The 12,732-nt window shown below is 62.6% G+C and carries 12 protein-coding genes; 7 read left to right on the plus strand and 5 right to left on the minus strand.

From position 1 onward, the window contains the following. Positions 1–41: 41 nt before the first annotated feature. The 3 genes from MGN01_RS19115 to MGN01_RS19125 are packed head-to-tail and all read left to right on the plus strand — an operon-like array spanning position 42 to position 2,618. The gene (locus MGN01_RS19115) at positions 42–1,472 is read left to right on the plus strand and encodes a UbiD family decarboxylase (protein WP_147048427.1); all 1,431 of its coding nucleotides are present in this window, start codon (positions 42–44) and stop codon (positions 1,470–1,472) included. Positions 1,473–1,520: 48 nt separating this feature from the next. Beyond that, positions 1,521–2,105: a UbiX family flavin prenyltransferase gene (locus tag MGN01_RS19120; RefSeq protein ID WP_147048428.1), complete on the plus strand. Its 585-nt coding sequence runs from the start codon at positions 1,521–1,523 to the stop codon at positions 2,103–2,105. Positions 2,106–2,135: 30 nt separating this feature from the next. Next, positions 2,136–2,618 (plus strand): TIGR02444 family protein, encoded by a 483-nt coding sequence (locus MGN01_RS19125; protein WP_147048429.1) that lies wholly within the window; start codon positions 2,136–2,138, stop codon positions 2,616–2,618. A gap of 6 nt (positions 2,619–2,624) precedes the next feature. On the opposite strand, the gene MGN01_RS19130 is transcribed toward MGN01_RS19125, so the two are convergent. Then, positions 2,625–3,557, minus strand: a complete 933-nt coding sequence (locus MGN01_RS19130; RefSeq protein ID WP_238258622.1) for a LysR family transcriptional regulator — start codon at positions 3,555–3,557, stop codon at positions 2,625–2,627. Between the two features lie 179 nt (positions 3,558–3,736). Further along, positions 3,737–4,315, minus strand: coding sequence for an amino acid synthesis family protein (locus MGN01_RS19135; protein WP_147048430.1), 579 nt, complete (start codon positions 4,313–4,315; stop codon positions 3,737–3,739). A gap of 76 nt (positions 4,316–4,391) precedes the next feature. Between MGN01_RS19135 and MGN01_RS19140 the strand changes: the two genes are divergently transcribed. From MGN01_RS19140 to MGN01_RS19155, 4 genes are all read left to right on the plus strand, one after another. Then, entirely contained in the window at positions 4,392–5,066 is a 675-nt protein-coding gene (locus tag MGN01_RS19140; protein WP_147048431.1) for a DUF4286 family protein, read from the plus strand. Next, on the plus strand, positions 5,066–5,734 hold the full coding sequence (locus MGN01_RS19145) for a GntR family transcriptional regulator (RefSeq protein ID WP_147048432.1): 669 nt from the start codon (positions 5,066–5,068) through the stop codon (positions 5,732–5,734). Before MGN01_RS19140 ends, MGN01_RS19145 begins: the two co-directional genes overlap by 1 nt. A gap of 631 nt (positions 5,735–6,365) precedes the next feature. Then, positions 6,366–7,643, plus strand: coding sequence for an MFS transporter (locus MGN01_RS19150; protein WP_170246068.1), 1,278 nt, complete (start codon positions 6,366–6,368; stop codon positions 7,641–7,643). Between the two features lie 107 nt (positions 7,644–7,750). Beyond that, positions 7,751–9,169, plus strand: coding sequence for an aldehyde dehydrogenase family protein (locus MGN01_RS19155; protein WP_147048434.1), 1,419 nt, complete (start codon positions 7,751–7,753; stop codon positions 9,167–9,169). Positions 9,170–9,195: 26 nt separating this feature from the next. On the opposite strand, the gene MGN01_RS19160 is transcribed toward MGN01_RS19155, so the two are convergent. The 3 genes from MGN01_RS19160 to MGN01_RS19170 form a co-directional block, all read right to left on the minus strand. Further along, complete coding sequence (locus tag MGN01_RS19160) at positions 9,196–9,750, minus strand: MarR family winged helix-turn-helix transcriptional regulator (RefSeq protein ID WP_170246069.1); 555 nt, start codon at positions 9,748–9,750, stop codon at positions 9,196–9,198. Between the two features lie 109 nt (positions 9,751–9,859). Further along, the gene (locus MGN01_RS19165; protein WP_147048436.1) at positions 9,860–10,417 is read right to left on the minus strand and encodes a flavin reductase family protein; all 558 of its coding nucleotides are present in this window, start codon (positions 10,415–10,417) and stop codon (positions 9,860–9,862) included. A gap of 31 nt (positions 10,418–10,448) precedes the next feature. After that, a complete protein-coding gene (locus MGN01_RS19170) occupies positions 10,449–11,948 on the minus strand; it encodes a 4-hydroxyphenylacetate 3-hydroxylase family protein (RefSeq protein WP_147048437.1) in 1,500 nt (499 codons plus the stop codon). Positions 11,949–12,732: the final 784 nt, after the last annotated feature.

The raw sequence follows: 12,732 nt of genomic DNA on the forward strand, positions 1-12,732 counted from the left end.
GGCTTCCCGCCCACGGACTACGAAGCCCTCAGGAGCCTTCGATGCACACAGTCGCCTACAAGGATCTTCGCGAGTTCATCGCGCTCGTAGAGGAAGCCGGAAGCCTCAGGCGGATCGCAGGTGCGAGCGCGCTCCATGAGATCGGTGCCATCACCGAGGTGGCTGCCGGGATGCCCGACCCGCCGGCGCTCCTGTTCGACAAGATTCCCGGGTTCGCGCACGGCTTCAGGGTGTTCAGCAACGCTACGACGAGCCTGCAGCGCGCGGCCTTGGCTCTCGGCTTCGACGCGGAGACCACGCCACTCGAGGCGCTCAAGGCGTGGAAGTCCCGAAGGAACGAACTCAAGCCGATCCCGCCACGCGTCGTGAAGGATGCTCCTTTTCTCGAGCACACGAGCTGGGGTGCCGACGTCGATCTCCGACAGTACCCGGCACCCCATTGGCACAAGCTCGACGGCGGTCCGTACATCGGGTCGGGCAGCCTGATCATCACGCGGGATCCGGACAGCGGCTGGATCAACGCGGCGATCTATCGGGTCCAGGTCCATGGCCACAACAAGGTGACGATCCAGTTCGACCACACCGGCCGCCACGGCTCGATGATCGCACGAAAGTACTGGGAGAAGGGCAAGAGCTGTCCCGTCGCGATCGTGAACGGTCAGGATCCGGCTCTCTTCATCGCCGGCTTCGAGTACCTTCCCGCCGAGCAGTCGGAGTACGATTTCGCAGGCTCGATCAAAGGCTTCCCGATCGACGTTGTCGACGGGCCCGTGACGGGGCTGCCGATTCCCGCCGGCGCGGAGATCGTACTCGAGGGCGAGCTTCTACCCCTTTCCATGGAGAGCCTGTCCGAGGGACCGTTCGGCGAGTTCACCGGCTACTACGCGGCCGATGCGAAACCCGCTCCCGTGATGGTCGTGCAGGCATCCTACCACCGGACGGACCCCATCCTGTTCGGCTCGCCGCCTCTCAAGCCGCCCCGCTTCCATTTCGGTCTGCCGTTCCGGGCGGCCACGCTCTGGAGCGGCCTCGAGCAGCTTGGCGTCACCGACGTGACGGGCGTCTGGCAGCATGTCTCCCAGCTGATGACCGTCGTATCCTTGAAGCAGCGCTACGCGGGCCATGCCAAGCGCGCGGCTCTGATCGCAGCGGCGAACAGCTACATGGGCCGCATCGTCGTCGTGGTCGACGACGACATCGATCCGTCGAACCTTGCCGACGTGATGTGGGCGGTCACGACCCGGGCCGAGCCGTCGGAGCAGGTCGACATCGTCCGGAATGCGTGGAGCTCGGCTCTGGATCCGCGGATCCCGCTGGCTTCGAAGCAGGTCGGCCTGACCTCGCATTCCAAGATGATCATCGACGCCTGCCGCCCCTTCGATCAGCTCGAAAGCTATCCGAAAACCACCGCGCTCTCGATCAAAGACGCCCAGGCGACCTTCGCCAAGTGGGGCCGGTTTCTCCAGAAGTAGTAAGATCGGCAAGGGGTCGGCCGAATCTCCCGAACAGGCAGAAGATCGATGGTCGAAAAGACGGCGGATCTGATCGTCGCGATGACGGGAGCCAGCGGATCGGTTCTCTGCGTCAGGCTCCTGCAGCGGCTGAGGGCGACCCCGCTCCGCGCACACCTCGTCGCGAGCAAATGGGGGATCCAGACCCTCCAGCACGAATGCGGGCTCGGGTTGTCCGACCTGCAGGCATTCGCCGAAGTCAGCTATTCGGATCAGGATCTCGGGGCGGCGATCTCCAGCGGCTCCTTCCGAACGATCGGCATGGTCGTGCTTCCGTGCTCGATGAAGACTTTGGCCTGCATCGCCAACGGGACCGGGTCCGGGCTGATCCACAGGGCCGCCGATGTCGTCCTCAAGGAGCGTCGGCGCTTGGTCCTCGCCGTCCGCGAAACGCCTCTGAACGACATCCACCTGGAGAACATGCTCAAGTTGTCCCGGATGGGCGCTACGATCTTTCCTCCGGTGCCGACCTTCTACGCCTTGCCGAAGACCGTCGAGGAACTCGTTGATCACAGCGTTTCACGCATCCTCGATCAGTTCGGCGAGTTCCACGAACCATTGGTGCGCTGGCAGGGGATGCGCGAACGCTCCTAGTTGCAGCGAGACCCCATCCAGGCGGACTTCATGAAGGACGTTTCGAGCGACTTGCAGCGCTTCGCGTTCGAGAGATACCAGGAGCCGGGAGTGGGCTCGTCCTGCCTGGAGTTCCAGGAGGCGGGCTTCGACGTGATCCTCGTCCTCTACCTCGTGTGGTGCGCCGAGGCAGGCTATGTCCTGACCTTGGACGATGTCGTCGCAGCCGATCGGCGACTGTCGGACTGGCGGCGGCAGGTGATCGAACCGTTACGGTCGGTTCGAAGGCTGCTGAAGACAGCCGATCTGCTGCCGGGAGTCTCGCTCGGGCCCTATCGAGACAGGATCAAGACCATGGAAATCGAGGCTGAAACTTTGGCGTTCGAGTCGCTGGCTTCGATCGATCGCCGCCGAAGCGATCCCCTTCGGCAAAGCGCTGAAAACTACCTGCGCATGTATTCGGCATTTCTCGGCAGGATCGCGCCCGAACAGGCGCTGCAACGGATCTGCCTCCAGCTGCCAAGGCCGGCTTGATCGCAGCTAGATCGACGCAGACGAGCCCGTCCCGGTGCCAACCGAACTTTGTTCGACGAACCGCTGGATCAACCAACAGCCGGCCGGTCCAGGCGGCTTGTCTGCCCGGTAGATTGCAGTGAACGGGAGACGCCGATGCGTCGCTTCAGGCATGTGCAGCTCGACCAGGCGTCCAGCATCGATATCCGCCTGGACGAGGTGGGTCGGCATGGTTCCCCAGCCGATGCCCGCAAGCAGCAAGGTACGCTTCGAGCTGAGATCGGAGAGGCGCCACGTCCGCGTCGCGACGATGCCGAATTCCTGGCCTTCCGAAAGAGGTGTGCGATCGGCGATGACGAGCTGAACGTGGTCTCGGGCTGAGCCAGGTGTCTCGGCGTCGGCTGTCACCAGGGGATGCTCGGGCGCCGCAACTGGCAACATCTCGACATCGCCAACCGATATCTGCTCGATGGCTGGCCCGTATCGTCCCAGACCTCGACCGCGATCCCGATGACCGATCGTCCGCTGATGACGGATTGTTGGACTGCGCCCAACGCCTCGACATTCAAGGCGTAGCGCGACGGTCGAAAACCGCGCCTGGAAGCCCGTCAAGACGTCCACGAGCCTGTCGCCCGGCATGAGAACGCTCACGGCTATGCTGATTTCGGCCTCGAGGCCGCTCAACATGCTGCCGACCTTGGCCCGTAGCGCGTCGAGGCTGTGTGAAACGGTCCTTGCTTCGGCAAGAACCGCGGCGCCAGCTTCGGTCAACTGGGCCCGCCGAGTCGTCTCTCTGTCGAACAGGGGCAGACCGAGCTGTTGTTCGAGATTTGCGATCGCATAGCTGATCACGGACGTAGCGCGATTCAGCTTTCGGCCCGCGGCGGCGAAACTGCCGGTCTCGACCACGCAGAGAAAGACCCGCAGTTGGTCGAGCGTCGGACTTCCAGGTCCAGACATGCCTGTGCCTTCGACTTGCCTCTACGCGGCATCGCGTGCGCAGAAGACGCGGCCTTACGGCGAGCCGTCCGACGCTTGCGGTTGCCGCTATGCCCGGACGTTCGATTAGGCATCCTTCGCGGCGGCCGCTTTCGCCGCGAAGAATGATCGGCAGGATACAGTCGCGCGATCGAACACGACTATCTCGATCGGCTGGACTGCGCCTCCTCGCGCGTCATGCCGCCGACACGGGCGTTCAACCGACCGCGCGTCGCTACGCAGAAGATCAGAGCGACCTCGTCGGGCAGCGGCGAGTCCGGAATGAACAGACTCATCGTGTCGTAGTGCGACCGGACGTAGACGTCGTCCATGGAGTTCATCGGAACATCGACGGGGGTCCCTGGAGAGGCGACCTTCGTGACCGAAGAGATCCAGGCTTCGCCGCCGATCAGTTCCCGGATCGGGTTCGCGAAGGCTGTGCTGAGGAGCATGTTGGCGTGCTCCTTCTCGCCCGCGAGGCCTACGAGACCAGCCTTTCCGTAGCTCTGCGCGGTCGCGCCGTGGAACTCCAGTGTACGGCGAAGCCTGTCGCCCATTTCGCGACCAAGCTCGGGGCTGGCTTCGATGTAGGGACCAAGGTCCTCAACATAGCGGCCGACCAATGGATTCTCGACGACGAGAATTTCGGCGATCTTGATCAACGGCTCTTCGGAAACCTGGCCAAAATCTTGGAATTGCTTGTCGATGATTGTCGAAGTTCGTCTAACCTTGAAGGCCATGTGATTACCGGTTGTGGCGTTGACAGCCACGCTATTTTCATATTGTAAGACAACCTGTCAAGATGAAGGAGTGGCCATGCGTGGCGATGCCGTCCTGTTTTCGGAGATGACGCCCGATGCGTCCTTCGAAGCGGATTTTCACGATTGGTACGACAACGAGCACATCCCGATCAGGATGGACGCCCCCGGATTCCGCAGTGCGCAGCGCTACAAGCGCGACGGCGGGCCGGGCTATCTCGCCGTCTACGAACTTGCGTCTGACGAGGCTCTGCGCACGCCTTCATACGATGTGATCAAGAAGCAGCCGAGTACCCGCACCCGCTTCATGTTGGACAACGTGACCGGTTTCACGCGCTACACCGCGCGCTCCATCGGGATCGCCGAAAAGGCGGAGCATCCAGATGCATTCGCGACTGCGCCGGTGCTATATGCTGTCAGCTTCACGGTTCCCAAAGACGGTATGGCCGAATTCGACGCCTGGAACGAGGAGGAGCACGTTCCGCTTCTCATGCGTTGCGGCGACTGGCTCCAAGTTCGGCGTTTCGAAGTGATCAGTGGAGAGCCCGGGACCTACACGCGTTTGACCTTGCATTACCTCCGCGACAAGTCCGCATTGGAGTCGCCCGAACGCGCGGCGGCACGCGATACAGACTGGCGGAAGCGGCTGGCCAAGCGGTCCTGGTTCAAGGGCGACTATGCGGTGTTCGAGGCCTTCCGGCCTCGGCAGGTTGGACGGTTTCCAGAGCTGTAATGGATCTCAGAGTCTCCACCCAATCCGTCCAGGCCGTCGCCGTCCGCAACATGCGGGAGGCGATAACCTCGGGGTTCTTCCGGCCGGGGGATCGGCTGGTCGAGACCGAGATGTGCACGATGCTGGGCATTTCGAGACCCTCTTTGAGGGAAGCACTGCGAAGCCTCGAGGCCGAAAAGCTCATCACCATCGTTCCGAACAGAGGCCCGATCATCCCGATCCTGACTGCGGAGGAGGCGCGCGAGCTCTACGATGTCCGCATGATGTTGGAGCCTGAGGCATGCGCGCTCTCCGCCTCGCGCGCCTCGGAGGCGGCCATCAACGCCATGCGCGAAGCGTTGCGCGCGTTCGACGTCGCGGTGAAGAGCGAGGACGCCGCCAGCCAGATCAAGGCGACGCGCTCGTTCTACGACCAGATCCTGTCCAGCTGCGGGCATCGGTTGATCGAGGAGATGCTGAACACGCTCCTCGCCCGTGTGACCTTTCTCCGAATGAAGTCGATGTCCCTGGCCGGGCGTGCCGAGAAGAGCTCGCAGGAAATGTGGGCGATCCTGAAGCACATCTCGGCCGGCAATCCAGCCGCGGCGCGGACTGCGGCAGTGCGTCATGTCAAGAAAGCCTGCGAGGCCGCCATGCTGGCCTACGAGAAGAATGAAGCGACCAGCTGACGGAAACCCGGGCGCGTTTCCAACGGGCTCGCCCCGTCTTGGAAGATTCCGACACGATCGCGATTGCAGGGCAATTTGCCGTCAATCAAACCTAGGCAAGCTCGCCCTGTTCGTGCCGGAGCATTTTTTCAGTCGTATTGCCGCGCGGACTCGGCGCCCGAATAATATCGGGCGAACGTCGTTCGCCAAGACATAATGGGTCGATTGAAGCGCATCCGCTCTCGATTCCGGCTATGCCAATTATTCATTCGGTTATCTTGGCATGCCTCTATCAAGTTCTGATCGGGGCCCTTTTCTATTGCGGCAACATCCGAGTTGCGGCCGATGCAGCTTTAGCCAAAACGCTCCCCGCAGAGGCAGGATGCTCCCAAGATATGGGCATTCTTGCGCATCTGGTCAGATTGTCATACATTCTGATTGGCATATCGCTTGCAGTTGGCAGGATCGGATATCCGGGCTTCATGGGTGGCTGCGCCTCCAACGGGAGGCGGCCGGGAGTCAGGAAGCCGATCTCCTCAGCCGCAGCGGCAGGGAGGTTGCGAAGATCATTCCCGTACCTGCCCACCAAACGGGCGTGGGACGTCGATCTTCGATCCGGTTCATTCATAAGAACGCGAAGAAAGACCCAGACATGCCCGAGGCCTACGCGTCCGCAACCACACCAACAGACGTGAGATCGACGGCCGCGCCCGCCGCGGTCGACAGCCGCTATCGATGGGTGATCGTGGCGCTGCTACTGTTCGCGGTCACGACGGCCTATTTCGACAGGATCAACATCGCAGTCCTCTTCACCAACGCGGATTTCAAGAACACCATCGGCATCGGAAACAATCCGGCGCTGCTCGGCCTCCTGATGACGGCCTTCGTCTTCGCCTATGGCTTGTCGGCCGTATTCCTCAGCGTCGTCTCGGACATGATGGGGCCGCGCAGAACACTTTCGGTGATCGCCCTGGTCCTTGCCGTCGTCATGGCCGCGATGGGCGGCGCCGTTTCCTATGCGGCGATGCTCGCGGGACGCATCGTCCTCGGCATCGCGGAGGGACCCATGTTCGGAACCGCGAATGTCGCCGTGAAGCAGTGGTTTCCGCCCGAGCAGCGCGGTTTCGCGACGGCACTGTGGAGCGTCGGAGCGCCGATCGGGTCGATGATCGGGTTTCCGCTCGTCATCTGGCTGGTCGCCACCTACGAATGGCGCGCTTCGTTCTACATCCTCGGGGCCCTGAACGGTCTGCTCGTCCTTCCGATCGTCTGGTTCTTCCTCAAGGATCGCAACACCGCCGCCCGGGGTCCACTGAAGAAGGTCGAGACCGGCTCCGACGCCGTGACCTACACGGAAGCGTTCAAGATCCTGGTCCGGAACCGGTATTTCTGGCTCCTGTCCCTCTACGACTGCGGCGCCATGATCTTCTTGTGGGGCTTCAACAGCTGGCTCCCGGCCTACCTCCAGGAAGCACGCCATTTCGACGTCAAGCACTCGAGCCTATTCTCCGCCTTGCCGTTCGCGCTCATGGTGGGCGGCTTTCTGCTCGGTGGTTGGCTGGGAGACCGGTTCCGGAAGAAGGCGCTCATCTGCGTGCTCGGACTGATGGCGGCCGGCCTGTTCATCCTGGGAGCCGGCCTCGTCGAAAGCGCAGTCCATGCCGCTCTTCTACTGGCATTTGCAGCCGGCGCCTGGGGCATGACGGTTCCGACCCTGTTCGCGACAGGAACCGAGATCATCCCTCCGAAGGTCACGGCGATGGGCTTCGGCATCTATGCCGGCATCGCGAACATCGTCGGAGCGACGGCGCCCTTCGTGATGGGTCTGCTGATCGGCAAGGACGGCAACTACTTCGCCGGCCTCATGGTCATGGTGGTGTGCTGCATAGGCTGTTCGGTCGCTCTGGTGCCGCTGGTCCGCAAGCACTGACTGATCGCGCCTTTTCGCGGTGGCGGCCGGCCGTGGTCGTCCGGCACCGCGATCAAAGCCGTGCCGGACGACAGCATCCGAGTCCCGACGATCAGGTGGAAGCCGACATGCGACGCAACGACCTCTTCTACATCGACGGCCGTTGGGTGCAGTCCGACACGGGGGACACCTGCTCCGTCCTGCACCCTGCAACTGGAGGCATCGTCGCCACAATCGCTTTGGGATCCCGTAGCGACGTCGACCATGCGGTGGAAGCGGCACGTCGCGCCTTCGATCGGTACGCGGATACGAGCGTGGAGGAGCGCATCGCCCTCTTCGACCGCATCGTGACGGCCTACGAACGGCGATGGGACGATCTCGCCGAGGCCATGACGCTGGAGATGGGAACGCCCATCACCTTCTCGCGCGAGATCCAGACGAAGATGGGCCTGTCGCATCTCGAGGAGATGCGGCGCGTGCTGGTCGAGTATCCGTTCGAGCGCGATCGGAAGGGTTCGACCATCCGACGCGAACCGATCGGCGTCTGCGGACTGATCACGCCCTGGAACTGGCCGATCAATCAGATCACCTCGAAACTCGCCCCCGCTCTCGCCGCGGGTTGCACGATGGTCGTGAAGCCGAGCGAATTCGCTCCCGTGAGCCCTATGATCCTCATGGAAATCCTGCACGAGGCCGGAGTGCCGCCCGGTGTCGTCAATCTCGTCAATGGCACCGGCGAGATCGTCGGCGACGCGATCTCCAGGCATCCCGGGATCGACATGGTCTCGTTCACCGGGTCGACACGGGCAGGCATCCTCGTCGCACAGGCGGCAGCTCCGACGGTGAAGCGGGTCACCCAGGAGCTCGGCGGCAAGTCCGCCAACATCCTGCTGCCCGACGCCGATTTGGAGAGAGCCGTCCCCGCTGGGGTACTGCGCTGCTACTTCAACGCCGGACAGTCCTGCCAGGCGCCGACGCGCATGATCGCGCCGCGCTCGCAGCGCGACACGGTGGTGCGGCTTGCGGCACAGGCAGCTGCGTCGGTCGTCGTCGGCGATCCCTTCGATCCGAAGACGACGATGGGTCCACTGGCGAATGCCGCGCAGTACGAACGTGTCCAAGCCCTGATCGAAAGCGGGATCGAGGAAGGAGCCACGCTTGTCGCCGGCGGCCTCGGCCGGCCGGACGGCCTCGAGGGAGGCAGCTACGTGCGTCCCACCGTCTTCGCGGATGTCGGACCTTCGATGTCGATCGCGCGAAAAGAGATCTTTGGACCTGTCCTGGTCATCCAGTTCTACGACGAGCTGGAAGAGGCGATCGATCTCGCCAACGACAGCGAGTACGGCCTCGCCGGCTATGTACAGTCACGTGATGCGGCCGCGGCGCGCCGCGTGGCGAAGCGGCTTCGCGCCGGCCGGATCTACCTGAACGGCGCGACGGCCACGCCGGACGTTCCCTTCGGAGGCTACAAGCAGTCGGGCAACGGGCGTGAACAGGGCGTATTCGGCCTCGAAGAGTATCTGGAGGTGAAGGCGATCGTTGCGTGACGCCGATATCGCGCGACGCAGACCTCTCAGTCGACCGGCGCCGAGGTCTGCCGCAGATAATGCGTACGAACCTCCGCCATGGCGGTCTCGTAGTTGAGGATCAGCTGGCGAGCCACCTTGTGGACGATCTCGAAGTCGGCCGGCTGGATGTCTCGAAAGAGCGCGTCGTTCACCAGTCGGACGAGCGGTGCCACCCGCGAGATCTCGCGCTCCCCCATTTCGGACAGCGAGACGAGCACGCTGCGCCGATCGGTCGGACTGGGTCGTTTGACCAGGAGGCCCACGCGCTCGAGACGCCCGACTTCGGTCGTAGCGTGAGTGGACGCGAGAGACACGAAGCCTGCGAGGTCGCCGATGGTGACCCCGTCATGGCCTTGGCAATGCGCCACCCCCATCAGAACGGCGAATTGGCTCGGCGTAAGCTGCAGCTCCTTGCCGAACGCGTCTCGGAACGAAAGAAGCCTGCCGACGCTCTCGACCATCGCGTAGATGATCTCGCGGAAATGCGCGTCGGTGCCGTTTCGTAGAAAATCCCCTCGCGAGATCGTTGTCGGCGGCGTGTAGGCGGCGTCGGGCGTCATCGCTCTCGGGTGCTGCATCAATTCGCGTTCACCGTATCGGATCGCATCGACGGCGGCAGCCGGCTTTTGGCGCCAGCTTGAAACGACGGTCATTTTCGCGACAGACCCCTCACCAACCGTGCAGCCAGAGGTTCTCGTCGTAGGGCGTATCGATGGGATGTTCGTAGTCGAGGCGCCGGTAGCGGCTCGAGAAGAACAGGAGCGGGCGAGGATCCTTGGCCGGAGAACGCCGGATGGCCTTCACTTCTCCCAGAAGGATCAGGTGGTCGCCGGCTGGGATGGTCGAGAATCTCGCACACTCGAACCACGCGAGCGCGCCGGGTACGAGCGGAACGCGCAGTACCTCTCCATCCAGGGGCGAGATGCCGCTCCATTTGTCGGACTGGGCGCGAGCGAACCGCGTCGACAGCTCGCTCTGGGATTCCGCAAGGATATTCACCGCGAACTCCTCGACCGACGACCAGAGTTCGAACGCCTTCGAGCTGTTGGCGACGTTGAACGAGATCAACGGCGGCTCGAGAGACACGGAGGTGAAGGAGCTGACGGTCGCGCCGAGGCGGATACCCTCCCGGGTATCCGCCGTGATGATCGCCACGCCGGTCGGAAACAGGCCGAACTGATCGCGCAACTCGCGGCTCGAGAACGTAGGGCCGAGACCTTCAGACATGGCGATACCTCTACGGTGGAGAGCCTGAAGGTCAGATGCCGAGAGCGAGCGCGCTGTCGACCAATCCGGTGGCCCGTTTGAAGTCGAACGAGCGGTACATGTTCTGCTTTACCAGGAACGAGGCACCGCCGTAGAACTTCTCGTATTGCTGGTGGCGGTTGCCGAATTCGGATCCGATGAAGTCCCAGGCCATCCGCATCAGGGCCGCACGATCGCGGGCGCTGGCAGTGCCGCTCTGCATGAAGCGTTCGATGTCCGGTGCCGTCACCGGGCTGTCGAAGTCCTTCAGCGAGGACGGCATGGTGATCATTGCTGCGCCGGTGATCTCGCGGATGATCTCGATCATGCGCGGGTTCAGCTCGGACTGGAGCGACATCACGGCGTAGAGCGCCTGTTTCGACGGCCAGACGACGCCCTTGTCGTCGATCGTCGCTTTCAGCTCCTGCGCCTCGAGCATGGTCTCGACGATCGAGACCAGGGCGGCGAGTTCTCCCATTTCGATCATGACGGGTGGCGCGGCGTCGTTGCCGGTCATCTCGTTCATGCGCTTGGCGAGCCCGATCATGAAGCGCAGCTTCGTGATGTAGCGGGCCTGGGCCTGCAGGTTGCCGTAGGCGTGGGAAGGCGTCTTCCACCACTGGTCGCGGCAGACCTCGAGGTTCCGGTAGATGAAGACATGCTCCCAGGGCACGAAGACGTTGTCGAGGACGACGAAGCAGTCCGACTCGTCGAACCGACTCGACAGGGGGTGATCGAAGCTGTTCTCGGCCATCTTCGCGAAAGGACGGCGCGGATAGAGACGCAGCCCTTCGGCATTCATCGGGATCGCGACGCCGATCGCGTAGTTCTCATCGCCGGGACGCAGCGGGTGGATGCAGCTGAGATAGAGATAGTCCGAGTAAAGGCCGGCGGTCGCGAGCTGCTGGGCTCCGGCGAGAACGATGCCACCGTCGCGCTCCTTGACCACACCCGCATAGAGCGTCGGGTCGCTCTGCTGGTGGGCGGGCTTCGACCGGTCGATCTGCGGAGGCACGATCGCGTAGGTCGCCCATAAGTGGTTGTCGCGCAGATGCTTGTAGAAGGAGGTGACGTTGTCGGCGAAGCCCTGGCCGCCGGCTGCAAAGACCTCCGGAACCGCCGCATAACCTGCGAAGAAGCCAGCCACGTGATCCGGGGTACGCCCGATCATACCGAACGTCGATTCCGACCAGGTCTCGCTGGCGAGACGCTTGGCGCGAAGATCCGCATGCGAGCGCGGGATCTGGTAGGCGCGCAGAGCTCTCGTGCCCTCGTCCGTCACGTACGTCATCCTCTCGGCCATCGCGGGATCCGCCGCGATATCGAAGAGGCGCGCGCAGGACCGAGCAGCGCCAGCGAACGCGGGGTGCTTCGTGACGCTCGCAATGCGTTCGCCGTCGACGAATACGGCCCGCCCGTCATCGAGGGATCTCAGATACTCGTCGCCGAAACGCATAGTGGTGCCGGGAAGCGTAGTGTTTTCGTTCAAGGCTACGGAGGCGTGAGCAGTCATCTAACGACTTCCCCATTTAGCTACATAATGTAACTACATTGCGTACATAAATTTGCAAGTCAAGCGAATCTCGGCGCAATTTCGGTGGGAGGCGCCGCTCGTTGCCAATCAAGCGATAGGAAGTGAAGCGTAGGCACGTTCGGCTCAGGGGCTCATTAGAGCAGCAAGATTCGACGCCTGCTTTATCGACAGCGATTGCGCGCGCTGAACGGCTGGTATGGGCGCGCTGCAGCCAGAACGGTGGCAGAAACTGCGTCCGCTTTCGGGAACTGCACAGACCTGCATGAACGACTAGGTTGGGTCGCCAGCTGCCGGTAGGTCTATGTTTGCTTCCGCATAATGAGGCCGAGAGCCGCCGTTAGCTGTCGGTCAGTTCACGACCAATCAGCTCAGGTGTTCGCTGGTCGAAGAGCAGCTCAGCTCCGATCGGACCACTAGGCTCTGAGCGGAAGGCCCAACGGTGACATTGGGGTCGTCTAGTGTCTGTTCAGAACCATACCCGGGCACCCGGACAATAGTGTCTGCTAAGATATCCCCGGGTCCATCAGCGGTCTTTGCGTTTAACTTCCTCTCCAAAAAATTGGCAACACGCTGCGCACTCGAAGCGACATGAGCAGGGGAGGGGCGAACATAACGGGAAGTCACATCTGTCTTGTCCATGGCGTGATTTAACAGCAGCTTGATTGTGTAGGGGTCGACACCGGCCTCCGCACAAGCGGTCGCATAGGTCCGACGGAGGTCGTGAGGCCATACGCCTGGGAAGGCCTTAGAGCGCCTAACAGAG

The organism is Methylobacterium gnaphalii, from assembly GCF_007992215.1.
GTDB lineage: Bacteria > Pseudomonadota > Alphaproteobacteria > Rhizobiales > Beijerinckiaceae > Methylobacterium > Methylobacterium gnaphalii.